Annotated in this window: 25 protein-coding genes; 13 read left to right on the forward strand and 12 right to left on the reverse strand. The window is 66.0% G+C overall.

Features of this window, described 5'->3' with window-relative positions:
• Positions 1–49: 49 nt before the first annotated feature.
• The gene (locus AC1DFU_RS09105; RefSeq protein ID WP_441592788.1) at positions 50–397 is read left to right on the forward strand and encodes a hypothetical protein; all 348 of its coding nucleotides are present in this window, start codon (positions 50–52) and stop codon (positions 395–397) included.
• 54 nt (positions 398–451) lie between these two features.
• On the opposite strand, the gene AC1DFU_RS09110 is transcribed toward AC1DFU_RS09105, so the two are convergent.
• From AC1DFU_RS09110 to AC1DFU_RS09130, 5 genes are all read right to left on the reverse strand, one after another.
• The gene (locus tag AC1DFU_RS09110) at positions 452–1,222 is read right to left on the reverse strand and encodes an amino acid ABC transporter ATP-binding protein (protein ID WP_092294718.1); all 771 of its coding nucleotides are present in this window, start codon (positions 1,220–1,222) and stop codon (positions 452–454) included.
• A complete protein-coding gene (locus AC1DFU_RS09115; protein WP_092294716.1) occupies positions 1,219–1,869 on the reverse strand; it encodes an amino acid ABC transporter permease in 651 nt (216 codons plus the stop codon). The genes AC1DFU_RS09110 and AC1DFU_RS09115 overlap by 4 nt, the downstream gene beginning before the upstream one ends.
• Before the next feature lie 3 nt (positions 1,870–1,872).
• Positions 1,873–2,703, reverse strand: a complete 831-nt coding sequence (locus AC1DFU_RS09120; protein ID WP_092294714.1) for a transporter substrate-binding domain-containing protein — start codon at positions 2,701–2,703, stop codon at positions 1,873–1,875.
• Positions 2,704–2,747: 44 nt separating this feature from the next.
• Positions 2,748–3,908, reverse strand: coding sequence for a cystathionine beta-lyase (metC, locus tag AC1DFU_RS09125; protein ID WP_092294712.1), 1,161 nt, complete (start codon positions 3,906–3,908; stop codon positions 2,748–2,750).
• A gap of 215 nt (positions 3,909–4,123) precedes the next feature.
• Positions 4,124–5,038 carry a LysR substrate-binding domain-containing protein gene (locus tag AC1DFU_RS09130; RefSeq protein ID WP_441592789.1) on the reverse strand — a complete coding sequence of 305 codons (915 nt, stop codon included), beginning with the start codon at positions 5,036–5,038 and terminating at the stop codon, positions 4,124–4,126.
• 261 nt (positions 5,039–5,299) lie between these two features.
• Between AC1DFU_RS09130 and AC1DFU_RS09135 the strand changes: the two genes are divergently transcribed.
• Positions 5,300–6,433 (forward strand): porin, encoded by a 1,134-nt coding sequence (locus tag AC1DFU_RS09135; RefSeq protein WP_092294708.1) that lies wholly within the window; start codon positions 5,300–5,302, stop codon positions 6,431–6,433.
• 96 nt (positions 6,434–6,529) lie between these two features.
• Here AC1DFU_RS09135 and AC1DFU_RS09140 read toward each other — a convergent pair whose 3' ends face one another.
• Positions 6,530–8,401 carry a PhoX family protein gene (locus AC1DFU_RS09140; RefSeq protein ID WP_441592790.1) on the reverse strand — a complete coding sequence of 624 codons (1,872 nt, stop codon included), beginning with the start codon at positions 8,399–8,401 and terminating at the stop codon, positions 6,530–6,532.
• Between the two features lie 355 nt (positions 8,402–8,756).
• Between AC1DFU_RS09140 and AC1DFU_RS09145 the strand changes: the two genes are divergently transcribed.
• From AC1DFU_RS09145 to AC1DFU_RS09160, 4 genes are all read left to right on the forward strand, one after another.
• On the forward strand, positions 8,757–10,754 hold the full coding sequence (locus tag AC1DFU_RS09145) for a PhoX family protein (protein ID WP_092294704.1): 1,998 nt from the start codon (positions 8,757–8,759) through the stop codon (positions 10,752–10,754).
• 538 nt (positions 10,755–11,292) lie between these two features.
• Positions 11,293–12,720: an L-lactate MFS transporter gene (locus tag AC1DFU_RS09150; protein WP_441592791.1), complete on the forward strand. Its 1,428-nt coding sequence runs from the start codon at positions 11,293–11,295 to the stop codon at positions 12,718–12,720.
• A 21-nt stretch (positions 12,721–12,741) separates the two neighbouring features.
• Entirely contained in the window at positions 12,742–12,873 is a 132-nt protein-coding gene (locus tag AC1DFU_RS09155; RefSeq protein WP_092294702.1) for an MFS transporter small subunit, read from the forward strand.
• Between the two features lie 130 nt (positions 12,874–13,003).
• Positions 13,004–13,798 carry an SDR family NAD(P)-dependent oxidoreductase gene (locus AC1DFU_RS09160; RefSeq protein ID WP_092294700.1) on the forward strand — a complete coding sequence of 265 codons (795 nt, stop codon included), beginning with the start codon at positions 13,004–13,006 and terminating at the stop codon, positions 13,796–13,798.
• Here the strand turns inward: AC1DFU_RS09160 and AC1DFU_RS09165 are convergent.
• Entirely contained in the window at positions 13,791–14,687 is an 897-nt protein-coding gene (locus tag AC1DFU_RS09165; RefSeq protein ID WP_177219917.1) for a LysR family transcriptional regulator, read from the reverse strand. The genes AC1DFU_RS09160 and AC1DFU_RS09165 overlap by 8 nt on opposite strands.
• A gap of 153 nt (positions 14,688–14,840) precedes the next feature.
• On the opposite strand from AC1DFU_RS09165, the gene AC1DFU_RS09170 reads away from it, so the two are divergent.
• Genes AC1DFU_RS09170 through AC1DFU_RS09200 form a run of 7 tightly spaced genes read left to right on the forward strand, consistent with a single transcriptional unit; the run spans position 14,841 to position 20,708 of the window.
• Entirely contained in the window at positions 14,841–15,395 is a 555-nt protein-coding gene (locus AC1DFU_RS09170) for a carboxymuconolactone decarboxylase family protein (RefSeq protein ID WP_441592792.1), read from the forward strand.
• A gap of 16 nt (positions 15,396–15,411) precedes the next feature.
• Positions 15,412–16,224: an SDR family NAD(P)-dependent oxidoreductase gene (locus AC1DFU_RS09175; protein WP_092294694.1), complete on the forward strand. Its 813-nt coding sequence runs from the start codon at positions 15,412–15,414 to the stop codon at positions 16,222–16,224.
• A gap of 36 nt (positions 16,225–16,260) precedes the next feature.
• Complete coding sequence (locus tag AC1DFU_RS09180; protein ID WP_092294692.1) at positions 16,261–17,268, forward strand: Bug family tripartite tricarboxylate transporter substrate binding protein; 1,008 nt, start codon at positions 16,261–16,263, stop codon at positions 17,266–17,268.
• 7 nt (positions 17,269–17,275) lie between these two features.
• A complete protein-coding gene (locus tag AC1DFU_RS09185) occupies positions 17,276–18,103 on the forward strand; it encodes an amidohydrolase family protein (protein ID WP_441592793.1) in 828 nt (275 codons plus the stop codon).
• A 13-nt stretch (positions 18,104–18,116) separates the two neighbouring features.
• Positions 18,117–19,067 (forward strand): SMP-30/gluconolactonase/LRE family protein, encoded by a 951-nt coding sequence (locus AC1DFU_RS09190; protein WP_092294688.1) that lies wholly within the window; start codon positions 18,117–18,119, stop codon positions 19,065–19,067.
• Positions 19,068–19,108: 41 nt separating this feature from the next.
• Positions 19,109–20,095, forward strand: coding sequence for a Bug family tripartite tricarboxylate transporter substrate binding protein (locus AC1DFU_RS09195; protein WP_441592794.1), 987 nt, complete (start codon positions 19,109–19,111; stop codon positions 20,093–20,095).
• Position 20,096: 1 nt separating this feature from the next.
• Complete coding sequence (locus AC1DFU_RS09200) at positions 20,097–20,708, forward strand: glutathione S-transferase family protein (protein ID WP_441592795.1); 612 nt, start codon at positions 20,097–20,099, stop codon at positions 20,706–20,708.
• Between the two features lie 187 nt (positions 20,709–20,895).
• On the opposite strand, the gene AC1DFU_RS09205 is transcribed toward AC1DFU_RS09200, so the two are convergent.
• Genes AC1DFU_RS09205 through AC1DFU_RS09225 form a run of 5 tightly spaced genes read right to left on the reverse strand, consistent with a single transcriptional unit; the run spans position 20,896 to position 25,803 of the window.
• Positions 20,896–21,873 carry an acyl-CoA dehydrogenase family protein gene (locus AC1DFU_RS09205; RefSeq protein ID WP_441592796.1) on the reverse strand — a complete coding sequence of 326 codons (978 nt, stop codon included), beginning with the start codon at positions 21,871–21,873 and terminating at the stop codon, positions 20,896–20,898.
• A 12-nt stretch (positions 21,874–21,885) separates the two neighbouring features.
• Positions 21,886–23,046 carry an acyl-CoA dehydrogenase family protein gene (locus AC1DFU_RS09210; RefSeq protein ID WP_092294684.1) on the reverse strand — a complete coding sequence of 387 codons (1,161 nt, stop codon included), beginning with the start codon at positions 23,044–23,046 and terminating at the stop codon, positions 21,886–21,888.
• A 14-nt stretch (positions 23,047–23,060) separates the two neighbouring features.
• Positions 23,061–24,062: a tripartite tricarboxylate transporter substrate binding protein gene (locus AC1DFU_RS09215; RefSeq protein ID WP_092294682.1), complete on the reverse strand. Its 1,002-nt coding sequence runs from the start codon at positions 24,060–24,062 to the stop codon at positions 23,061–23,063.
• Between the two features lie 42 nt (positions 24,063–24,104).
• Entirely contained in the window at positions 24,105–24,566 is a 462-nt protein-coding gene (locus tag AC1DFU_RS09220) for a MaoC family dehydratase (protein WP_092294680.1), read from the reverse strand.
• Between the two features lie 37 nt (positions 24,567–24,603).
• Positions 24,604–25,803, reverse strand: coding sequence for a CaiB/BaiF CoA transferase family protein (locus tag AC1DFU_RS09225; protein ID WP_441592797.1), 1,200 nt, complete (start codon positions 25,801–25,803; stop codon positions 24,604–24,606).
• Positions 25,804–25,908: the final 105 nt, after the last annotated feature.

The following is a 25,908-nucleotide window of genomic DNA, read 5'->3' on the forward strand; positions in this document are numbered from 1 at the left end:
GCTTTGGAACCCGCAGCGCGCCGGCGCACGCACGCGCCGCCATCGTCATATGCATCGAATTTTCCGTAGATCGCTGATCCGGCTGACCATTTTCCTGAGCCTCGCCACCGGCACCCTCGCCGCCCACGCCGAAGGCATCGACCTCGACTGCGACCCCGCCCTGGCCGCCACCGCCCTCCCCGCCCACCGCCTGATCTGCGACCACGCGCTGCTATCCATGGGCTACCGCCGGATCTTCGCGGACCAGCAGCGGTTGCTGCGGGAGCAGAAGATTACGGACGCGGATGTGGCGGCGTTCCGCAAGCAGCGGGATGCGTGTACGTCCTTGGAGTGTCTGGATGTGGTGTTTTCGCGGTGGAAGGTGAAGGCAGGGGCGGTCAAGGGGAGAAAGCCCTGAGCTGGCGGCGCCTGGCGGGTCGATCTCCTCCCGCGTGTCGCGGCCAGCGCCGGCTCAACTCGCAATGAGATTCAGAAACCGTTGCACGCCAGGATTGTCGTTGCCGCGGAAGAACTGCTGCGGAGGCGCATCTTCCACTACCACGCCACCTTCCATGAATACGACGCGGTCAGCCACGTCCTGAGCGAAACGCACCTCGTGTGTCACCACCAGCATCGTCATGCCTTCCCGCGCCAGTTCGCGCATGACTACGAGCACATCCTCGCGGAGCACGGGATCGAGTGCGGACGTTGGCTCATCGAACAGGATCACATCGGGATCCATGGCCAGGCCGCGTGCAATGGCCACGCGCTGCTTCTGGCCACCGGACAGGCGTGACGGATACTCATTGGCCTTGGCACTCAACCCTACACGCTCCAGCAGCGCCATTCCCCGTGTCATGGCCACCTTGCGGTCGACCTTCTTGACACTCACCGGGCCTTCGATCACGTTCTCGATAACCGTGCGATGCGGGAAGAGGTTGAACGACTGAAACACCATCGCGGATCGCTGGCGGATCGCGGCGATCCGCTTCCTGTTCTCGCGCGAGAGCTCCCGATTCGGAAAGCACTCGACTTCCGTGCCGCAGACCCGTATGGATCCGGCGTCGGGCTGCTCGAGAAAGTTCAGCGAGCGCAACAGCGTGGTCTTGCCAGACCCGGAGGGTCCCATGATCACGACGACCTCGCCCTTGGCGACGCTGAAGTCGACGCCAAGGAGTACCGGCGTTCCACCGAATGATTTGGTCAGGCCACGTACGCAGATTGTTGCTTCCGTATTGTTCATAGATAACGCTTCGACGCCCTGCTTTCCAGCACTGTCTGCAGGATCGTCAGGATCTGGTTCACTACCCAATAGATAAGCCCGACCATCAGGAACATTTCCATGTACCGGAAGGTGGTCGCGCCGACCTGCTCGGCGACCCGGGTCAACTCCACCACCGTGATCGTCGACGCCAGCGAGGTATCCTTGATCAGGGCGATCATGCGGCTGCCCACGGGCGGAATGGCAATGCGAAGACCCTGCGGCAGGATCACGCGCGACATGGCCTTCCAGTACCCCATGCCGAGCGACATCGCGGCTTCCCATTGGCCCTTGTCCACCGCGCCGATACCCGCCCGGAAGTTCTCGCTCAGATAGGCCGCGGCAAACAGCGTGAGTGCAAGCAGTGCAGCGGGAATCGGGTCGAGCGTCACACCGTAGTGCGGCAATCCGAAATAGAGCAGCAGGATCTGTACGAGCAGCGGCGTGCCCCGGAAAACCGACACGTAAGCGAAGGCCAATGCCCGCAGTGCAACGAAGCGGGAGAGCCGGGCGAGGGCCAGCAGCAGGCCGAGGATCGACCCGAGCGTGAACGCGCCGAGCCCCAGGAACAGCGTCATCAGGACGGCGTCCTTGAGCAGTGGCAGCGAACGGAGGAATAGCTCGCCCATCACTTACTCCTTGTCTTCGTTTGCCCTGGCAATGGCACCACGCATGTCATAGTCATGACTTACCCACCGCTTCGCCAGCCGGTCGACCGTGCCATCCGCCAGCATCTCGCCAATTGCCTTGTTGATCGCCGCCGCCAGGGCTGGCTGGTTCTTCGCGAGCGCAGGCGCCGAGAGCTGGTAGGTCAGCGGTTCGCCGACCTCCTTCAGGGGAAGCTTGTTGACCGTCGCGTATCGCAGCCCGCCAAAATGCGACACGATCACCGCATCGATGCGCCCGTTGGCGAGATCGCTGAACAGCAGTCCGCCGTTGTCGTAGGAGCGCAGTTCGGAAGACGTGAGATGCTTGCGTGCCCAGGATTCGTTGCTGGAGCCCGTTGTCACGCCGACGCGTTTCGCGCCGAGATCGCCACGTCCCTTGATGGTCGTAGTGTCGGCACGCACAAAGATCCGGAAGTCCTCCGCACCGTACGGCGTGCCGAAGTCCACTTGCTTGCTGCGCTCGACCGTCGGGGTCAGGTCGTTCATGACCACGTCGTACTTACCCGCCTTCAGGCCTTCGATGAAGTTCTTTCCCGAGTCGGCGATGAACACGACCTTCTGTACACCCATGCGCCGTGCCACTTCCTTGGCGATCTCGACGTCGTAGCCGGCAGGCTGGTTCTTCTCGTCGAGCATGCTCCACGGCGGGCTGCTTTGGGTGTTGGCCACACGCAGCACGTTGTCTGCCTTGATCTTCGGAAGGAGATCGGTAGCGTGAGCGGCCGGCCATAGGCCCATCATCACACCCACCAAGAGTGCCTGCCTGAGTCGCATTGTCAGAGGCCAACGTTTCATTTTTTATCCTGTTGCTGTGAGTGTGTGTGGGGGGGGGGGAGAAATCAGACCGGCCGATGGCCAGCATACTGTTCGAAGCCGTGCTCAAGGTCGGCGATGAGTCGCTGCGTGTCCTCAAGACCAATGGACACGCGGAAGATCGGCTGGTCGGTGGGTGGGAATCTGCGAGCCTTCTGGATCCCTGCCGGGTAGAACGCGATCAGACTATGCGTCCCGCCCCAGCTTGCACCGATCGAAAACACCTTGAGCGCGTTGAAGAACGCTGCGACCGCCTGTTCCGGGGCAGGTTTGAGCACGAATGAGAATAGGCACCCGGCAGCCGTGAAGTCCCGCTTCCAGATCGTATGCCCGGGGTCGTCTGGCAAGGCAGCGAACAGCACGCGATCGACAACTGGGTGGTGCCGCATCCATTGCGCCACCTCCAGTGCGCGCCTGCCCTGCTCGGCGAAGCGCAAGGGGAACGTCTCCAGACCGCGCAACACCAAAAAGCAGTCGTCCGCACTCACGGCAAGGCCCAGGGTGGCTTGCGCCTCGCGCAGTTTTTCGTACAGCGTGAAGTCGTTCGTGCTGATCGCACCCATCAGCAGGTCGGAATGCCCGCCGAAGAACTTCGTGGCGGCCTCGATACTCATGTCCACACCATGCAGGAGCGGCTGGAACCCAAGCGGACTCGCCCAGGTGTTGTCCATCATGGTGAGGATGCCGCGCCGCCGGGCCTCGGCGGCAATTTTCGGTACATCGGGCATTTCCATCGACACCGTCCCCGGAGACTCGAGGCAGATCATCCGTGTCGACGGCAGGATGTAGGAAGCGATGTCGCTGCCGATGTCGGCCGGATAGACATCGACATCCACACCGAGCCGGGCCAGCCAGTCGCCCGCGAAGGCCTTCAGGCCGCCATAGCACGCGTCGGAAATCAGGATGTGGTCGCCGCTTTTGACGAATGGCATGATCGCGCTGACCAGCGCGGCCTGCCCAGACGGAACAACGACGCAGTGGCTGGCGCCTTCCAGCGCCGCGATCCTGCCCTCCAGCTCGCGGTGGGTCGGGGTACCAGTCACCCCGTAGCTGAATCCATCTGGCTGGCGTGATTTTCGCGCAACGAAATCTTCATACGAATCGAATACGATCGTGGACGCCCTGAATACACCAGGAGAAAGACTCTCAAAAGGTTGGTTACGGTAGTCGGCCGGTGGCGTGCTCATTTTTCAATGCCAGTGAATATGTGCCAGCATTTTTGACCACGATTTCAAATCCATCCACCTGCGGGACTTTTCAATCGAGAAGCCTGGCTTATTGGCCAATGAGCCATATCACCTTGCCTTGCGCCCGGGAAAATCCAGATATTCGCTATCTGGAATATCGCAATCAGTGGAATCCCCATCAGGGTATTGGATAAGCTTTCCGGCCGGGGGCGGGATTAGGCATCCAGATATCTGTTGATTTTGTCGGTCTCAGACTGAAGTTGCAGGCGCAGGTACCTCAGGAACTCCTGCCCGTTCGTGGAAACCGGCCGCCCCGGTCGCATGATGAGCAGCGTGCGCGCATCGATCGCCACTGCCAGGCGGCGGACCACAAGTCCGCGCGCCATATAGTCCAGCGCCGCAATCGGATTGACCAGCGCCAGGCCAACTCCCGCCAGTGCCAACTCACAGGCAGTCGCCGAGAGCGGCGTCTCGATGACACGGCGGAGCGTCACGCCATGTTCGACCAGCGCGCTCTCGAGGCGAGTCCTACCCAGATCCTCCGGGTTCATGTCGATGAAGGCGTCCGAAGCGAGGTCGCCCAGTTGAATCACCCGCCGCACGCGCAGCGGGTGTTCAGGCGACATGGCAACCACGCCGGAAAACGTCGAAAACACCGAATGTTCGACACTCTGGGTCGCCACCTCATCATTCATGAGCCCGAAATCAACCAGGCCAGCGGAGACGAGCTGGAAGACCTCCTTCGAACTGCCGACCTGCAAAGACATTCGCACATCTCGCTTTTGCGGCGCGAAGGCGGCGATTGCCCGGCTCACGAAGGAAACGCCGAAGGCTGGGTACGAGGCCACCGATAGCCGCCCGACGCCGAACATTCTCAGGCTTCGGATGCGGTGTTCGATAGCCTCGTAGCCGACGAAAAACTTGTCCACCTCCGTCATCAGCGCGTGCGCTTCCTGGGTCGGCTGCAGGCGGCCGCCAATCCGGTCGAACAGACGCAATTCGGCCAACTCCTCAAGCTTGCGGATGGCCTGGCTCACGGCCGGCTGGGACACCCCAAGCAACCGGGCCGCTTTGCCGGTCGATCCCGACGTGATGACCGCCCGAAATGCCTCAATTTCCCTGATATACACCTATAAGCTCCGCTTCTGTATCAAGAAGGTAAATGAGTGGACTGCGAATATGGGGACGTGAAAAATCCGGCCACGCACAAGACGGCATCGAGATTTTCTGGATAACCGTTCTCCGGACAAGGCTCAAGAGAAAAGAGAAGCTCAAATCCGGTGCATCCGCCCACAACACCTGCACCATTATGGAACGGCACTCCATAATGGTACATCTCTCCCGGATGCTTGCGCGCATACCTTTCCACTAGTATCTCGGAGGACCATAATATGAAGAAGTCGCTTATCGCACTGGGATTAATGAGTGCAGCGGCGAGCCCCGTGTCGGCGCAAAATGCCATGACGTTGTATGGCATTATCGACGCAGGCATCACCTTTACCAACAATGCAGGCGGGCACCAGTTCTGGCAGGTACAGAGCGGCGTGGCCCAGGGGAGTCGCTGGGGGATAAAGGGCGCGGAAGATCTCGGCCAGGGCGTCAGGGCGATCTTTCAACTCGAAAGCGGCTTCAATGTCGATACCGGCAAGCTTGGACAAGGTGGCCTGATCTTCGGCCGGCAGGCGTATGTCGGGCTATCCGACAGCAAATACGGTACCGTCACTGTCGGCCGCCAGTACGATCCCGTAGCCGACCTGGTGCAGCCGGCTGTGATGAACGGCTCGAGCGGCGCCTTCTTCTCCCATGCGGGTGACATCGACAACAGCAACAACGGTTTCCGCGTCAGTAACGCCGTCAAGTACGTCACCGCGCCGCTGGGCGGGCTTACCTTCGAGGCACTCTACGCATTCGGCGAGCAGGCGGGCAACTATCGCGGCAACAGCACGGTCGGCGCGGGCGCCAGCTATGGCAGCGGCCCCGTCTATCTTGGCGCCGCATACTTCTACGCACGCAACCCGGCGACCCAGTTTCCCGATGGCAACTGGGCCCCCAGCACGACGAATCCTGGCGTATCGGGTCGTGGGCCGTTCGGCTATGTCGGCAATCCCTCGAACATGGAAACGTACGCGGCCGGCGGCACCTATTCGTTCGGCCAGGCCGGCCTTATCGGCATGGACTTCTCGCATGTCAGCTTTGACGATGCCAACGGCGTCACCGGCAATACCGTGAAGTTCGACAACTACGAAATCTGGGGTCGATACTATTTCACGCCAGTCCTGCAGACGACGCTCGGATACACCTTTACACGGGCCAAGGTCGACGCCACGGGCGGGAGCCCTAAGTACCATCAGCTCAACGCACTGCTGGACTACTACTTCTCGAAGCGCACCGACGTCTATCTGATGGGCATCTATCAGCAATCCGCAGGTGGTGCCCGGGCCGATGTCTATGACGGCGCAACGGGAAGCCAGTCGTCCACGACGCGACAGGTGGTGGCGCGTGTGGGGGTTCGCCACAAGTTCTAAGCGTGCCGAACCTAAAAAAACGCCGCGATCCCTGCGGACCGCGGCGTGTCAATGTGCCGATCGGGCGGCACCCACTATGCCGCCCGTGCGCCTGTATCAGGCGCCGATCGGCTTGCCTTCGTTGTGCCGGATGACGACCGTGGACGAGCGTGCCGGGAGGCTGGCGCTCGGCCATTTGTCGTTCGGATGCTGGATGTTCACGAAGAACGTCGTCAGATCCGGCGTGTACGCGAGACCGGTGATTTCACAGCCGTGCGGGCCGACCAGGAAGCGCTTCACCTCGCGCGTGGCCTGATCCACGTAGTGCATCGAATTGGCGCCGAAGATGTTGGTCACGCTGGTCCCCGTGCCCGCATCGGTCTGCACCCACAGGCGGCCCTTCGGGTCCACGCGGATGCCGTCCGGGCTCGAGAACGTGTCGCCCACCATGTTGCCCTTCAGGTTCGCCGCCGCGATGGACGGGTCGCCGGCCAGCAGCAGGATTTCCCACGTGAACTTGACCGCCAGCGGCGAATCGCCGGTTTCCTTCCAGCGGACGATGTGGCCGTGCGAGTTGGTCACGCGCGGGTTGGCCGCGTCGGTCACCTGGCGGCCACCGTTGTTGGTCAGCGTGCAGTAGATCGTCCGGTCCAGGCCCACCGTGATCCACTCCGGGCGGTCCATCAGCGTGCCGCCGGCCACGCGCGCGGCGGCCTTGGTGTTGATCAGCACGTCGGCCTGTGTATTGAAGTCGATTGCCACCGGCGCCGGCGGCACGACCGACTGCGTGAAATTGCCGGGGTCCGAGGCACCCGCCACGAGGCCATTCTTGCCCTGGGTCAGTTCGATCCAGTCGCCCGACCCGTCGGCATTGAACTTGGCCACGTACAGCGTGCCGTTGTCGAGCAGGCTGGCGTTGTTCAGGCGATTGGTCGCGTCGAAAGCGGCGCTCGGGATGAACTTGTAGATGCAGCCCGGCGTGCCATCGTCGCCCATGTAGAACGCCACGCGATTGCTCGAATCGGTCATGAACGCGGTGTTCTCATGGTCGAAGCGGCCCATGGCGGTGCGCTTGACCGGCATGCCCGAGATCTGCTGCAGCGGATCGATCTCCACCACCCAGCCGTAGCCTTCCTCGGCTTGCGTCGGGTCCAGGTAGTTATCGGTGGTTTCTTCGCAGGTCAGGTAGGTGCCCCACGGCGTGTGGCCGCTGGAGCAGTTGTTCAGCGTACCGACCACGGTACCGCCCACCACGCTGGCGGCCGGGCCGGAGACGCGATACAGCGAGTTGCCGGTGTAGCGCTTGTTGTACGTCGAATTCTTCTTGACCTGCCAGGCGTTGGCGACGAATTCGACCTCGATCACGGACACGCCAACCGACGACAGCGCCAGGCGCTTCTGCTCGGGCGTGGCGGTGCCGGCGTTGTACGAGCCCGGGAACAGGATGGCGCTATCCATGGCTTCGTGATTCATCACGAGCAGGCCGCCCTTCTGCGGGTCCGTGCCCGGGATCTCGAAGTAGTGCATGCCGTCGTGGTTGCCGCCGGCCTGGCGCTCGGTTTCGGCCGACGACTGGAACGCGCCCGTGTAGCCCACCGAGCCCGCTTCCACCGGGTCGCCCGCCGAGAACAGCACGGTATACGAGTAGTTGGTCGGCAGCGTCACGGTGTCGGCGGTCACCTTGTCGGCCACCGGCGTGAAGTTGATGCTGTAGTCCAGCGGCTGCACCGGGGTCGGCGTTGGGGCCGCGCCGGGTCCAGGAGCCGGCGCCGGCGCGGGAGCCGGAGCGGGATCATCATCGCCACCACAGGCCGCCAGCAGGCTGCCGCTGCCGAATGCCGACAGCAGCGACAGGCCCAGCCCGCCACGCAGCACCTTGCGGCGCTCGGGGTTGGCGGCAACGATTTCCTCCAGCGTCTGGCCAGGCACGGTGACCGAGCCCTGGGCTTCGCGGCGCGGGGCGCGGAACTTATCGGTGATGTACGACATGAGTAGAGACCTCCAGTTGTCAGGGAGACCGCCGGGCTTCTGTTGTCCCGGCGGCGACTTGCCGGGGCAGATACTAGCGATCACAAATGACGGTTTCGTTACATCATGTCTGTACATCAATGCATACCCGGCACTCCAGGTTGAGAGACATTTGGGGCGACCATGATCGCCCACCTTTTTTGCACTTTTGCGACGCCCCGGGTGCGCAATCAAGTGATGGTTATTGCGCTTTCAACACCTTGTCACACTCCGTTCATAGCATGGCGTCCGGCCTGAACGATTAGAGGTCGTTCCCACTCGGCGACATGGCGAGCCTTGCCATCGGGTTGCCGACCACACAAAAAAGGACGAGAAAATGCTGGACAAACTCAACGCATCGCGCCGCAAGGCCCTGAAACTCCTCGCCGGCGCGCCGATGCTGCCGCTGGGCATGGGTTCCATTTCCCTGCTGGCCGGTTGCGGCGGCGACAGCGACGCTGCCACGCCGGGTACGCCGAACACGCCCGCCACGCCGGGCGCCACCCCCGCGACGTTCGCCTCCGCCGAATTCACGGGCATGGCCGCGCCGACGCTGGCCGATCCGGCCGCGATGTCCACCACCACGGTGGGCTCGTCGCTCAAGGTGACCATGAGCGACGGCACCAGCCAGACCTACAAGCTGGCCTACCAGCCGTTCTTCATCACCGGCGACCAGGTGCCTGACGGCAACGGCGGCAAGATCCTGGCCGGCGGCTACGTCAACATCAATAACCAGCCGATCACGGACGTCTCGGTGGCCGGCAAGGAACGCCAGTTCTTCTCCGACTCGCCGGACGGCACGTCGCTGCTGAAGATCGATGGCGCCAAGGTGGCCGGCGTGACCGGCAACACCGTGTTCGCCGTGGTCCAGTTCGAATACAACACGGCCGACCAGGCCGGCGTGAGCACCTACGGCTGCCTGCCGTCGCCGATCGCCATCCTCACGCTCGACCAGAACCCGACCACCGGCAAGCTGTCGCTGGTCAAGTACCACAACGTCGACACCTCCAGCGCCAACGGCCTGTGGATTACCTGCGGCGCGAGCCTGTCGCCGTGGAACACCCACCTTTCCAGCGAAGAGTACGAGCCGGACCCGTGGACCACGGACGCCGCCCTGATCGCGCAGTACGCCAAGTACTCCACCAACCTGTACGGCAACGCGAGCATTCCGCTGAACCCGTACCTGTACGGCCACCTGCCGGAAGTCACGGTGAACGCGGACGGCACGGGCTCGATCAAGAAGCACTACTGCCTGGGCCGCATCTCGCACGAACTCGTGCAGGTGATGCCGGACAACCGCACCGTGTTGATGGGCGATGACGCCACCAACAGCGCCATGTTCATGTTCATCGCCGACAAGGAGAAGGACCTGTCCGCCGGCACGCTGTACGTGGCGAAGGTGGGTTCGGGCTTCTCGGTCGATCCGGCCGCCGCTGGCGCCGCGCTGACCTGGATCAAGCTCGGCCACGCCACCAGCGCCGAAGTGGAAGCCATGGCCAAGTCGCACCGTCCGCAGGACATCATGGACGTGAAGTGGGCGGACCCGGTGGACGCCAGCTACACCAAGATCTTCGCGAACGGCATTGCCCAATGGGTCAAGGTCGTGCCGGGCAAGGAGCACGTCGCCGCGTTCCTGGAAACCCACCGCTACGCCTACCTGGCCGGCGGCAGCATGGGCTTCACCAAGATGGAAGGCACCACGGTCAACATCAAGGACAAGATCGCCTATTCCGCCCTGCAGAACGTTCAGGACTCGATGGTGCTGAACAACGCCAAGGGCTGGAACGCCGCCAGCAACATCAGCGTGCCGGCCGCGCTGAAGGCCGGCGTGGTGATGCAGCACAACCTGACCGGTGGCCAGACCGACACCAGCGGCGCTGCCATCAGCAGCGAATGGGTGCCGGTGCACACCAAGGCGCTGATCGCCGGCAAGGACATCGCCGCTGACGCGCTGGGCAACACGGCGGATCCGGAAACGATCGGCAACCCGGACAACCTGAAGTTCTCGGAAAAGCTGCGCACGCTGTTCATCGGCGAAGACAGCGGCCAGCACGCCAACAACTTCCTGTGGGCGTACAACATCGATACGAAGAAGCTGAGCCGCCTGATGTCGGTGCCGTCTGGCGGCGAGTCGACGGGCCTGCACGCCGTGGACGAACTCAACGGCTGGACCTACATCATGAGCAACTTCCAGCACGCGGGTGAATTCATCAGCACCATGCCCGCCGGCGTGAAGACCACGCTCGATCCGCTCGTGCGTGCCAACTACAAGGACAAGTTCGGCTCCGCCGTCGGTTACCTGACCGCGGATGCCACCAGCGTCAAGCTGGGTTGATGTCCTGATGTACCCGGGCCATCCGCACTGCCGGGTGGCCCGGTCATGTGGCAAAAATCCCACGCCCCCAGGGCACCATCCAGTCCAATTCCCGATCAACGCCCGCAATTCACGCGCAACGGGAATATGTCATCTTTAGCCTATTGAAGTCCTGAATAAGGGCGGATAAGGTTCGGCGAATAATATTTTCCACGGTGATATATGTTATTCGCGACATATATTGCACGCCCCAATCTGGAAATCCAAATGAGTCATTTCGAAACGGGACGCAGCACGCCTTCCTTCGCCCTCGATGCCGGACCCCCCAGGTCCGTTGCGCACGCACGTCCGGTGTGTGCGGCCCCCGTTTCCACCGTGTAGTAATTGTCGGACCGCCCCGGGGCCACAAACCCTCTCAAAGCCCGGGGGCACCGACATTTCTGGGGGTAATTCGTCCAGGGCGTGACGGGGTCAACCGCGCTGCCGCCAGAGCAGCCGGGCGCGCCAGGCCAGTGGGGACGAACTACCCGGTATTCCCATGTCCCGGAGAATGTTCAACATGAGCAGCGTGATCAACGATGGTGGCAGCCCGTCCTACGGGCGAGCGCCGTTCTTTTCCAAGGAAGCGACCTACGCCAAACCGGGATTTTCCCGTTGGATGGTCCCGCCCGCCGCGCTGGCGGTGCACCTCTGCATTGGCCAGGCCTATGCTTTCTCGGTATTCAATGCCCCCCTTTCCAAGGTCATCGGTATTACCGAATCTGCGGCTGACGACTGGAAACTGACCACGCTGGGTTGGATTTTCTCGCTGGCCATTTTCTTCCTCGGCATTTCCGCCGCCTTCGCCGGCAAATGGCTGGAACGCGTGGGCCCGCGCAAGACCATGTTCACGGCGGCCTGCTGCTTCGGCGGCGGTTTCCTGGTTTCGGCCCTCGGGGTCTATACGCACCAGATCGTGCTGCTCTACCTCGGCTACGGCGTGCTCGGGGGGATCGGGCTCGGCCTCGGCTATGTCTCGCCGGTCTCCACGCTGATCCGCTGGTTCCCGGACCGCCGCGGCATGGCCACCGGCATGGCCATCATGGGCTTCGGCGGCGGCGCGATGATCGCCGCGCCACTGTCCGTGGCGCTGATGAACACCTTCAAGAGCGCCACCTCGGTCGGCGTGACCCAGACCTTCCTGGTCATGGGCGTGGGCTATTTCATCTCGATGACCATCGGCTCGCTGGCCATCCGCGTCCCGCCGCCCGGCTGGAAGCCCGCTGGCTGGACCCCGCCGGTCACCACCAACAAGATGATCACGCGTAACCACGTGCACATCGACCAGGCGCTGAAGACGCCCCAGTTCTACCTGCTGTGGGTGGTGCTGTTCCTGAACGTGACCGCCGGCATCGGCGTGCTCGGCCAGGCTTCGCTGATGATCCAGGAAAGCTTCAAGGGCTCGGTCACCCCGGCTGCCGCCGCGGGCTTCGTGGGCCTGCTGTCGCTGTTCAACATGGGCGGCCGCTTCTTCTGGGCCTCGTCGTCGGACTGGATCGGCCGCAAGAACACCTATTTCGTGTTCTTCGCGCTGGGTGCCGTGCTGTACTGGCTGGTGCCGCAACTGGGTGGCGCCGGCAGCATCGCGCTGTTCGTGCTGGCCTACTGCGTGATCATGTCGATGTACGGCGGCGGCTTCGCCACCATCCCGGCCTACCTGGCCGACATGTTCGGCACGGCCTACGTGGGCGGCATCCATGGCCGTCTGCTGACCGCCTGGGCCGCCGCCGGCATCGCCGGTCCGGTGCTGGTGAACTACATCCGCGAATACCAGGTGGCGCACGGCGTGACCGGTGGCGCGGCGTACACGATGACGCTGCACATCATGGCCGCCCTGCTGGTTATCGGCTTCCTGGCCAACCTGCTGGTCTCGCGCGTCAGCGAGAAGCACCACATGAGCGACGCCGACGTGGCCGGCATGGCCGGTGTGGCGGGCGGCGCGCACTAAGTATCTAGAACGGAGTCATCCATGGAAAACCAATCTCTCAACGCGCAACCGACCAATACGGGTCTGCTGGCGGTGTTCTGGCTCTATGTGCTGGTGCCGCTGGTCTGGGGGGTGTCCAACACCATCACCCAGGCGCTGAAGCTGTTCCACTAATACCGGACAGCCAGTGACTCAGTGACGGAAGGGCCGCGGCAACGCGGCCCTTTTCATTTCCTCCTACACTTGTCGGGTTGCCCCGCGCGGGGCCCGTTCCTTTCTTTCCACCCAGTTGAATGGAGTCGCCATGAAGATCGATCTATCGGGCAAGACCGCCCTCGTCACGGGTTCCACGGCCGGCATCGGCTTTGCCACGGCCAAGGGGCTCGCCGAGGCCGGCGCGCGCGTCATCGTCAACGGCCGCAGCAGCGCCAGCGTGGAACAGGCGCTGGCCAAGCTGAAAGCCGCCGTGCCAGACGCCCAGGCGGTAGGCTTTGCCGGCGATCTGGTCGATGCGGCGGTGTGCGACAAGCTCGTCGGCACCCATCCCGACCTCGACATCCTCGTGAACAACCTCGGCATCTTCCAGCCGCAGGACTTCTTCGACATCCCCGACAGCGAATGGACGCGCTTCTTCGACGTCAACGTGCTGACCGGCGTGCGGCTCTCGCGCGCCTACGCCCAAGGCATGGCCACCCGGAAATGGGGCCGGATCGTGTTCATCGCGTCGGAGTCCGGGATCAATATCCCGGTGGAAATGATCCACTATGGGGTCACCAAGACCGCCCAGCTGGCCATCTCGCGTGGGCTGGCCAAGCGGCTGGCGGGCACCGGCGTGACGGTCAACGCGGTGCTGCCGGGGCCGACGCTGTCCGAAGGGGTGGAGGCAATGCTCAAGGACGAGATTGCCAAGACCGGCAAGAGCGCCGAGGAAGTGGCGGCCGACTTCGTCAAGGCGCACCGCAGCTCGTCGCTGATCCAGCGCGCGGCCACGGTGGAGGAAGTGGCCAATATCATCGTCTACGCGTGCTCGAAGCAGGCATCGGCCACCACCGGCGCGGCGCTGCGGGTGGATGGCGGCGTGGTCGATACGATCATCTGAGGCCGCCCGCCCCCAGCAATTCCACCGCACGCGCCAGCACCGGCGACGGGTTCCCCGGATGCCAGATCGCCGAGTACTGCGCGTGCGCCGGCGCCCCGGTGAGCGGCTTGAGCACCACACCGGGCACCGCCGCCGTGCCGAGCGTGCGCGGCACCAGCGCCACGCCCCGGCCCAGCGCCACCAGGCTGATGACGGACAGCAGGTGCTTGGCGTAGTGGCGGAAGTTCGGGCTGAAGCCGCCGGCCAGGCAGGTGGCCGCCGTCAGGTCGAAGTAGCCCGGCGCGCTCTCCCGGGGAATCACGATGAACGGCTCGTCGGCCAGCGCCGCCACGTCGATCTTCGCCCGACCGGCCAGCCGGTGCGTGGCGGGCAGCGCCGCCGCCAGCGGCACACTGGCCACGAGGTGCGCCGCCATCTCGCCCACCCCCATCGGCACCTGCGCGAAGCCCAGGTCGATGCGGTCCTTGCGCAGCGCCTCCACCTGCTCTGACGAGCCCATCTCCTCCCACACCGTTTCCACGCCCGCCAGTTCGCGATGCAGCCGGGCGAACAGCGCCTCGATGCCGATGTAGACCACTGCCGCCACGAAGCCGATGCGCAGCGTGCCGGTCTCGCCCTGCTGTGCGCGCCGCACCACCTGCAAGGCCACCTCGGCCTGATTCAGGATGCGCCGCGCCTCCTGCACCAGCGCCGCGCCGGCCGGCGTCAGCCGCACACTGCGCTTGTTGCGGTCGAACAGCATCACGCCGAGCTGTTCCTCGAGCTGCTGGATGTGCTTGGTCAGCGGCGGCTGCGAGATGCGCAGCCGCTCCGCCGCGCGGCCGAAATGCAGTTCCTCCGCCAGCGCCATGAACATGCGCAGGTCCCGAATCTCCATCGTCGCTTTCATGCTTCCCGCCCCCTTGCGTGCGCCACCGGACAGCGGCGCCAGTCATTCTATTTTGGAATCAGTCTGTTCCCAAAAATATATTGGACGCATCCAAACGCCATTTGCACAATGGCCGGATTCCAAGACAACCCTACAATTCCGGAGACAGGCGCAATGCCCCGCATCCCCACCCTGGCGTTGGACGCCATGACCCCTGCCCAGCGCGCCGTGCACGACACCATTGCCGGCGGCCCGCGCGGTGGCGTCCGCGGACCGCTGGCGGTCTGGCTGCAACGCCCCCAGCTCGCCGCCACCGCCCAGGCGCTGGGCCAATACTGCCGCTACGACTCCTCCCTGCCGCCGCGCCTGTCCGAGCTGGCCATCCTCTGCATGGCCCGCGCCTGGCGCGCCGAGTACGAGTGGTACGCCCACAAGCCGTTGGCGCTGAAGGCCGGCGTGCCGCCTGAGGTGGTCGAAGCCATCCGCACCGGCCGCACCCCGGCTTTCGCCAACGAGGACGAGGCCGTGGTCCATGCCGTGATGCAGAGCCTCGACCAGACGCGCCGCATTCCCGACACGCTCTACAAGCACGCCATCGACGTGCTCGGCCAGGACGGCGTGGTGGACCTCGTCGGCCTCGCCGGCTACTACACGCTGATCTCGATGACCATCAACGCGTTCGAGGTGGTGCCGCCCGAAGGCACGCCCAGCGAACTCGATCCGCTCTGAACAGGAATCCCGAAACATGTCATCCACATCGTCCAAGAGACTCGAAGGCAAAGTCGTCATCGTGACCGGCGCGGGCTGCGTCGGCCCGGGCTGGGGCAACGGCCGCGCCGTTGCCGTGCGGTTTGCCGAGGAAGGCGCGCACATCTTCGCTGTGGACAAGAGCGCCGACGCCATGGCCGAAACCCTGGAGCGCGTGCGCGCCATCGACGGCGACGTGGAAGCCCATTGCTGCGACGTGACCGACGCCGCCGCAGTCAACGCCATGGTCGATGCCTGTATCGCCCGCTTCGGCCGGGTGGACGTGCTGGTCAACAACGTGGGCGGCTCGGCCAAGGGCGGCCCCGTGGAACTGAGCGAGGAGACCTGGGACGCCCAGCTCGACTTCAACCTCAAGAGCGTGTTCCTGACCTGCAAGGCCGTGCTGCCGCACATGGAGGCACAGGGCGGCGGCGCCATCGTCAACACCGCGTCCACCTCCGGCATCCGCTGGACTGGCGCCGCGCAGGTGGGCTATGCCTCGGCCAAGGCCGCCGTGATCCAGTTCTCGCGCGTGGTGGCCGTGCAGTACGCCCCGAAACGCGTACGCGTGAACACCGTGATTCCCGGCCAGATGCATACGCCGATGGTCGAAGCCCGCCTGGCCGGCCAGCGCGCCGGCGGCAACGTGGACGCGCTGCTGGCCCAGCGCCAGGCCCGCATCCCGCTCGGTTTCATGGGCGACGGGCGCGACACCGCCAACGCAGCCCTGTTCCTCGCCTCGGACGAAGCACGCTTCGTCACCGGCACCGAGATCGTTGTCGATGGCGGGATGAGCGTGCGCTGCGACTGAGCAGCATATAAAAACAGATAGAGGAGACACCCGCTCATGGCATCGACACCGCGCGCCGCCGCTTCCCGGCGACGCATCCTGCTGGCCACGTTCCTGGCGGCCAGCCTCGGCCTTCCCTCTTTCGCGCAGGCCGCCCAGGCCGACACCTACCCCGACAAGCCGATCCGCATGGTCGTGGCGTTCTCGCCGGGCGGCCCCACCGACATCATCGCCCGCGTGATCGCGCGCAAGCTTGGCGAGCGGCTGGGCCAGCAGGTCGTGGTCGAGAACCGGCCCGGCGCGGGCGGCAATATCGCGGCGGAGCAGGTCGCCAAGTCCGCCGCGGACGGCTACACGCTGCTCTACAACAGCTCGTCGATCGCCATCTCGCCGGCGCTGTTCCAGAAGCCCGCGCTGAATCCGACCGAGATCTTCACGCCGGTGGCGTACGTGGCCACGGTGCCGCTGGTGGTGATCGTCAACGCCGCCTCGCCGATCCGCACGCCCAAGGACTTCCTCGCACAACTGAAGGCGCGGCCCGGGCAGATGAGCTTCGGCTCGTCCGGCAACGGCACCATCGACCACCTGACCAGCGTGCTGTTTGCCGCGCGCACGGGCACGCAGTTCAACCATATCCCCTACAAGGGCAACGCCGCCGCGCTGCCAGACCTGCTTTCCGGCCGGCTGGACTTCATGATGTCCGGCAGCCTCAACGCCGCGCTGCCGTTCATCCAGGACGGCAGGCTGCGCGCGATTGCGGCCACCACGGCGCGGCGCGTCTCCGTGCTGCCCGATGTGCCCACGCTGGCCGAAACCATCGCGCCCGGGTTCGACTCCGGCACGTGGCAGGGCATCGTGGCGCCGCGCGGCCTGCCCACTACCGTCGTTACACGGATTCACCGCGAGGTGGCCGCCGTATTGAAGGACCCCGACACGCTCGCCGCGCTGCACGCGCAGGGCGCCGAAGCCACCGGCGGCACGCCAGAGCAGTACGGCGCGCTGATCCGCAACGAATATGCGCGCTGGACCCGCGTGGTCAAGGAAACCGGCGCGCGCTCCGACTGACACCAATATGCCGACTTCTGCCGCCAGCACCTCGGGCATCTGGGACTGCCACTTCCATATCTTTGGCCCCTACGACGCCCATCCGCTGCCACCCAACCCCATCTACACGCCGCCGCCCGCGCCGTTTGCCGAGATCCGGGCGATCCACGCCGCGCTCGGCATCGCCCATGGCGTGATCGTGCAGGGCGCCTGCTATGGCAACGATCACAGCGCGCTGCTTGCCGCGCTGGATACGGCCGATGGCACCTATCGCGGCATCGCGACCATCGATCCCGATATCGACGAAGCCCAGCTTGCCGACATGGCGGCGCGCGGTGTACGGGGCATCCGCCTCGGCCTGATGTCCCACCTCGGCGGCGCGCCGGACATGGGCCAGATGCGCGCCGTGCTGGAGCGGATTCGCCCGTACGGCTGGCACGCGCTGCTACACGGCCAGATCGACGATGTACTGGGCGCGCTCGCGGTGCTGGCCCCGCTGGGCGTACCGCTCGTGATCGACCACATGGCACGCGTGCAGGCGCGCGACGGCGTGGCCTATGCCAGCTTCGCGCGGCTCCAGGAGACCCTCGCCCTGCCCCACCTGTGGATCAAGCTCTCCGGGCCTGACCGCATCACCGACGGCATCGCGCCCTATCTCGATGCCGTGCGCGTGGCGCGCGCCCTGCTGGACACCGCGCCGGACCGCGCGATCTGGGGCACCGACTGGCCGCACCCGAACATCCGCTATCCCCGGCCCGACGAGGCGCAACTGCTGGCCTGGATTCGCGCGCTGTGCGGCGACGCCGCCACCGCCGACGCCGTGCTGCGCCACAACCCCGCCCGGCTCTATGCCTGACACAGGAACCCCCATGCACGACAACGACCGCATGCCCATCGGCCGCTATCCGGACGCCGCCGTCCAGGTCCTGCAGCCCGCCTTCGAGCACTACCGCCTGGTGCTGGCCGCCGTGGAGCGCATCGCCACCGGCGGGCGCTGGAACGAAGGCCCGGTCTGGTTCGGCGATGGCCGCTACCTGCTCTGGAGCGATATCCCGAACAACCGCATCATGAAGTGGGAGGAAGAAACCGGCGCGGTAAGCGTGTTCCGCGCGCCCTCCGGCCATGCGAACGGCAACACGCGTGACCGCCAGGGCCGCCTGATCACCTGCGAGCACGGTGGCCGCCGCATCACGCGCACCGAGTATGACGGGCGCATCACGGTGCTGATTGACAGCGTCGACGGCAAGCCGCTCAACTCGCCCAATGACGTGGTGGTGAAGTCCGACGGCTCGATCTGGTTCACCGATCCGCCGTTCGGCATCGCCGGCTACTACCAGGGCGAGCGCGCGCAAGCCGAGCAGCCGGAGCGCATCTACCGCTTCGATCCCGCTACCGGCACCGCCACCGTGATGGCCGACGACGTCAGCGGGCCGAACGGCCTGGCCTTCTCGCCCGACGAATCCACGCTGTACGTGATCGAATCGCGCGCCCGCCCGCGCCGCATCCGCGCCTTCCAGGTCAGCGGCGACGGCAGCCGGCTCGGCGAGTCGCGCGTGCTGGTCGATGCCGGCCCCGGCACGCCGGACGGCTTCCGCGTGGACGTGGACGGCAACCTCTGGTGCGGCTGGGGCATGGGCACGCCGGAACTGGACGGCGTGCGCGTGTTCTCGCCACAGGGCGAGGCCATCGGCCATATCTCGCTGCCCGAGCGCTGCGCCAACCTCTGCTTCGGCGGGCGGCATCGCAACCGGCTGTTCATGGCGTCCTGCACGTCGATCTATTCGCTGTACGTCAACACGCAAGGCGCCGTGGGCGGCTAGACCCGCGCGCCACCGACCCTGTCAATCTGGAGGAGACCCCCATGCGCATCCGCATGCTTGCCCCGGCGTTCGCGCTCGCGGCCCTGGCCACGCTGGCCACGCTGGCCACCCTTGCCACTGCACCCGTCGCCCACGCGGCGCCCATCACGCGGCTCGTTGTCGCATTCCCGGCCGGCGGCCCTGCTGATTCGCTGGCGCGCGCCATCTCGCGCCAGCTGGAACTCGAACTCAAGCAGACCGTCGTCATCGACAACCGCCCCGGCGCCAACGGTGCCATCGCGGCGAGCTTCGTGGCGAAGTCGCCCACCGATGGCTCGGTGCTGTTCCTGACCAGCGCCGGGGCCATCGTCATCAACCCGTCGCTCTACGCCAGCCTGCCCTACAACCCGCAGAAGGACTTGACGCCGATCTCGCTGGTGGTGAACACGCCCGAAGTGCTGGTCGTGAAGCCCGACGCGCCCGCCGCCAACGCTGCGGCATTCGTCAAGCAGGCGCAGCAGGCGGCCAAGCCGCCGAGCCTGGCCTCCACCGGCGTCGGCAGCATGCCGCATATGACCATCGAGCTGTTCAAGGCAGCCACGCGCGTGAACTTCCTGCACGTGGCCTACAAGGGCGCCGCACCGGCCATCACCGACACGCTCGGCGGTCAGGTGGATGCGTTCTTTGGCGATGCGTCCGGGCTGATGCCGTTCATCACCAGCAAGCGGCTGCGGCCGATTGGCGTGGCGGCGCCGAAGCGGCTCGGCTTCCTGCCCGATGTGCCGACGCTCGGCGAGCTGGGCATCGCCAACGTAGAGGCCAGCAACTGGTACGGGATGATGGGGCCAGCCGGCACGCCGCCTGATGTGGTGAAGCGCGTGAACGAGGCCCTGCGCCGCACGCTGGACAACCCCGGCGTGCGCACAAACCTTGAACAACTTGGTCTGGTCCCCGCCCCTGGCAGCGCCGCCGAGTTCACCACGCTGATCCGCAACGACACCGCCAAGTGGGGCCGCGTGGTCAAGGAACACAACATCCACGGAGAATGACATGAGCACGATGACGCTGTACTGGTCGCCCCGCTCGCCGTTCGTGCGGCGCGTGATGGTGACCGCGCACGAACTGGGCATCGCCGACCGCATCCGCTGCACGGACGCCGTGGTGGCCATGACCGCCTGCAACGCAGACGTGATGGGCGTGAACCCGCTCAACAAGATCCCGACGCTGGTGCTGGAGGACGGCGGCGTGCTGTCCGAATCGACGCTGATCTGCGAATACCTCGCTGCCGGCTCGGCGCTGGTGCCGCAGGAGCGCGCGGCCCGCCTGCGCGCGCTGCGCTGGCACGGCATCGGCCATGGGCTGACCGATCTGCTGGTCTTGTGGCGCAACGAGCGGCTACGCCCGACGGCGCAGCAATCGGCACCCATCCTTGATGCCTGGGCCGCCAAGCTGGCGGCGACACTGGCGGTGCTCGACGGCGAAGCGGCCACCTTGCGCGAGTCAGCCGTATCGCTCGGGCATGTCGCCATCGGCTGCGCGCTGGGCTATCTCGACTTCCGCTTTCAGGAACGTGACTGGCGCGCGCAGGCGCCAGCGCTGGCACAGTGGTTTGCCACATTCGACCAGCGTGTGTCGATGCGCGAGACCGTGCCGTCAGTTTGACGCGCTGCCCCTCTCCCCCGGCCCCTCTCCCGCGAGCGGGCGAAGGGAGCAAACCGGCGGTGTTCCTCCCCTCTCCCCAGGCCCTCTCCCGCAAGCGGGCGAGGGGAGCAAACCGGCGGTGTTCCTCCCCTCTCCCTCCGGGAGAGGGGCCGGGGGAGAGGGCGGGCACCTCAAGCGAAGTCCGGGGTCAAGCCGCGTCGGTACTCCACGACCGGATCAGGTCGACCGTGCCGGCATCCGCCGCGCACGCCGCTTCGCCGATCTCCCGGCCCCAGTAGCGCTCCGAGCCATCGGCCAGCCGCCACGCGTGCAGGCGGCGCGTGAACAGTTGCAGGTCGTATTCCTCGGTCACGCCCATCGCCCCGTGCACGGCGTGGGCGCTGCCGGTCACCGGGGTCACCGCCTCGCTGGCATTGAGCTTGCCCACCGCTGCGCGCATGCGGTCCGGCCAGGCGTCGTCCGACGCGCACGCGATCTGCGCCGCCACGCGCGCCGCCGCCACCTGCTCGGCCATCACGCTGACCTGATGCTGGATCGCCTGGAACTTGCCAATAGGCCGCCCGAACTGCGCGCGGTCGTTGGCGTACTGCAAGGTCATGTCGAAGACGCGCGCCATCGCGCCGGCCATCTGCGCGGCGTGCAGGCAGGCGCCCAACGTGCGCAGCAGCCCCGGCGCCAGCGGAAAGGTTGTTGACGGGGAGCGGCCGATGGAGACCGTCAGGTCGCCGTGCACGCCGGTCTCGGATACGTCCGCTGCCTCGCGGGCGACCAGCGCGCCCTGACCGCCGTCCTGCACGACGAACCACGCGGCAGTCGCCCCACCCGGCGCATGGGTACGCGGCGCGCCGTCAAACGTCGCCAGCGCGATCGGCCCTTCCGGCAATTCGATGCCGGCCCGGTGCAGCACCGCCCGCGCGAACATCGTCTGCGCCAGCGGCAACGGCATCGCGTGCCAGCCCATCGTAAAGAACAGCGGGGCGACGTCCGCCAGCGAGAGCCCCGCGCCACCGGCGTCCTCGGGCAGCAGGCAGTCCGCAAAGCCGCTGTCGCGCAGCACGTTCCACAGCGACGCCGCGCCCTGCCCCGCTTCCACGGCGCGCACATGCGCCGGCGTGCAGTGGTCGCGCAGCAGGGCCGTCAGCGCGTCGGAATAGGCGTTATCCATCTCGAAACTCCTTCAGCGCAGGCCAAGCCCGCGCGCGATCATGCCGCGCAGGATCTCGCGGGTGCCGCCCCGCAGCGAATAGGTCGGCGAAATCTGGCTGACGTAGGCCGCCGTGCGATACAGCGCCGTGTCGGCGGCCAGTTCCGGATCCTCCCCGAGCGCCGCTTCGGCCAGCGCGCCCACCGACTGCTCCAGCTCGGTGCCGAGGTCCTTGACCAGCGCGGCCTCCACCAGCGGGCTTTCCCCGGCGGCGAGCCGCGCCGTCACCGCCAGCGACATCGCGCGCAGCGTGGCGAGCCGGCCGACCAGCCGCCCGACGGTGACCGTGTCGCGCCGGATCGACGGCAGCCGGCGCAGCGCGGCAATCCATGCATCGAGCAGCACCACGCTCGAATAGAGCCGCTCCGGGCCACTACGCTCGAAAGCCAGCTCCGCGTTGACCTGCTCCCAGCCCGCGCCTTCCTGCCCCACCAGCGCATCGGGCGGCAGGGTCACATCCTCGAAGCTCACTTCCGAGAAATGCGCGTCGCCAGCCAGGTCGTGGATCGGCCGGATCGTGATGCCCGGCGCGGCAAGGTCCACGATGACCTGGGACAGGCCCTTCTGGCGGTCGCCCACCTCGCCCGAGGTGCGCACCAGCGCCAGCATGTACTGGCAGCGGTCGGCATTGGTCGTCCAGATCTTGCGGCCGTTCAGCCGCCAGCCGCCTTCCGGCAGCGGCACCGCGCGCGTGCTGACGCTGGCGAGATCGGAACCGGCGTTCGGCTCGCTCATGCCGATGCAGAAGAACGCCTCGCCGCGGCAGATACGCGGCAGGTAGAAGGCGCGCTGGGCGTCGTTGCCGTAGCGCAGGATCAGCGGCCCGCTCTGCCGGTCCGCGATCCAGTGCGCGGAGACCGGCGCGCCGCATGCCAGCAGCTCCTCCACGAGCACGAAGCGCGAAAAGGCGTCGAGCCCGGCGCCGCCGTACGCCGCCGGCAGCGTGATCCCCACCCAGCCGCGCCGCGCCAACGCACGGCTGAAGCTGGCGTCGAAGCCCATCCACGAGCGCGCGCGCACATCGGGCGGCAGCGCGGGCAGATGTTCGGCGAGGAAGGCCTTGACCTCGGCACGGAAGGCCGCAGCCTGCGGCGGCAGCGCCGTGAGCTGGAACGTTGCGAACAGCGCACTCACATCGAACTCCTGTTTCAGTCCAGCGTGACGCCGGAATCCTTGACCACCTTGCGCCAGCGATCCAGCTCCTGGGCCACGTACTTGCCGTAGGCCTCGGGGCTGGTCCCGCGCGGCTCGGCGCCCTGCGCGGCCAGGCTGGCACGTACCTCGGGCGCGGCCAGCGCCTTCAGCGTGGCGGCATTGAGCTTCTTGACGATCTCGGGCGGCGTCTTGGCCGGGACCATCATGCCCTGCCAGGCGCCCACCTCGAAGCCCGGCATGACGGTTTCGGCCACGGTCGGCACGTCCGGCAGTTGCGAGCTGCGCGTGAGGCTGGTCACCGCCAGCGCCTTCATGCGCTTGTCGCGGATGAACGGCAGCGACGAGTTGATCGTGTCCGTCATGAACTGCACCTGCCCGCCGGCAAGGTCGGTCAGGGCCGGCGCGCTGCCCTTGTAGGGTGCGTGGACCGCGTCCAGCCCGTTGGCCTGCAGGAACAGGAAAGCGGCCAGATGCGTGACATTACCGTTGCCGGCCGACCCGTAGGTCATCTTCCCGGGGTTGGCCTTGAGCCAGCTGACGAACTCGGCCACGGTGTTCGCAGGCACCTTCGCGTTCACCTCCAGCACCAGCGGCACCATGGCGGTCATCGCCACCGGCGCGAAGTCGCGCTTCACGTCGTAGGGCAGCTTCTTGTACAGCGCCGGACTCAGTGCGATGGACGAGGTGTTGTACAGCACCGTGTAGCCATCGGCGGGCGCCTTGGCGACCATCTCGCCGCCGATATTGCCGTTGGCGCCGGGGCGGTTGTCCACCACCACCTGCTGGCCAAGGTCTTCCGACATCTTCTTGGCGATCACGCGCGAGACGAGGTCGGTCGGGCCGCCCGGCGGGAACGGCACCACGAGCTTGATCGGATGATCGGGAAATTCCGCCGCGTGCGCCGGCATGGCGGCCGGCGCGCAGACCAGCGCGGCGACGGCGCAGACGCGTCGCAGCGTGGGGTGATGCCTGGCATTTTTGCTCTGAACTGGCATGTTGTCTCCTCCTGTGAATGCGTGGGGGCCGCCGCCGGCAGGCTAGCGGCCTGCCAGCAGGCGGCGCGCGGTGTAGGTCATCACCAGCTCGTTGCGCTGGTTGAAGACCTCGATGCTCGAATCCACCACCGCGCGGCCGCTCTTCGACGTCGGGCGGATGCCGGTCACGGTCACGGTGGCGCGGATCGTGTCGCCTACCACCACCGGGCCGTGGATCTTCTGCGTCAGTTCCAGCATCGCCAGCCCGGTGCCCTGGATCATGGTCTGCAGGATGAAGCCTTCGATCAGCGCGTAGGTCAGCGCGGCCGGCACCGGGCGGCCCTGGATCGCACCGCCCTCGTAGCCGGCTTCGATGAAGATGGCCTCCAGCATGCCGGTGGTGGAGATGAAGTTGACCAGATCGGTCTCCGTCACGGTGCGGCGGAAGGTCTCGAAAACCTGCCCGACCTCGATGTCCTGCCAGTAGTAGCCCTGCCCGAGGCGCTTGGGCTGTGCTTGGGTCATGTTCGTCTCCTTGTGGATCTTGTTTGGAATGGGGGTATCAGCGCGGCTTGGCTGCGAACGCCGCGCCGTCGCGCGTCAGGGCGTCGATGTCCTGCGCGTCCAGCCCAGCCTCGCCGAGCACGGCGCGCGTGTGCTCGCCGAGCCGGGGCGGCAGCGCCGCACGGGCGCGCTCGCCGTCGAAGCGCACCGGCGCGCCCGGAAAGCGCAGCGTGCCCATCGACGGATCGCTGACCTGCTCGAAGAAGCCGGTGGCTTTCAAGTGCGGGTCATCAATCAGCTCGTCGAGGTCGTTCACGCGCGCCACGGGAATCTGGAGGCCCTCGCAGATCTCGAGCCAGTCGTCCGTGGAGCGTTCCCTCACCAGTTCGCCGGTGATTTCGTAGAGGGTTTCGATATGGCGCGTACGCGCCGCGATGTCGGTGAAGCGCGCGTCGGCGGCCAGATCGTCGCGACCGGCGCTGCGGAAGAAGTCGCGCCAGTGCGCGTCGGTGTACGGCATCATGCAGACGTAGCCGTCGGCGGTCTGGTAGGGCCGGCGCAGCGGCGCCAGTACGCGCGGATAGCCGGCGGTGCCGCGCGGCGGCTCGAAATGCTGGCCGTAGAGGTGCTCGACCATATTGAAGGCCACCATCGACTCGAACATCGGTACTTCCACCATCGAGCCCTTGCCGCCCTGCCGCGCGCGCCCGGTGAGCGCCGCCGAGATCGACAGCGCCGCCACCAGCCCGCTGGTCTTGTCCGCTGCGATGGTCGGGAAGTAACGCACCGTGCCGGTCTGCGCGGCCATCAGCGCGGCATTGCCGGACAGGCCCTGGATGATGTCGTCGTACGCGGGGCGCCCGCCGTAGGGGCCATCCTCCGCAAAGCCCAGCAGGCTCACATAGACCAGTTGCGGATGCCGCGCCATCACGCTGGCGGGGTCCAGATCGAGCTTGGCCAGCTTCTGCGGCCGCATGCTGTGCATGAAGACGTCCGCCGTGGCCAGCAGCCGGTGCAGCGCGGCCTGCGCTGCGGGCAGCTTCAGGTTCAGCACCACGCTCTTCTTGCTGCGGTTCACGCCCAGGAAGATGGCCGACATGCCGTCTTCGGTGGCGGGGCCGGTGCGACGCGTGGAATCCCCCTCGGGCGGCTCCACCTTGATGACCTCGGCGCCCAGGTCGGCCAGCCACTGGCTGGCGTACGGGCCCATCACGACCGTGGACAGGTCTACCACGCGAATGCCTGACAGCGGCAGCATGGGCGTCTCCTTATATCTTTTGGCTTTGAGCGACGAGGTTACCGCTGGCGAACCCTTTCCGTCTAATATTAGTTTTTTAGGAACCGATATCGATTAGATATCGCC

Source organism: Cupriavidus sp. 10L45, assembly GCF_056395225.1.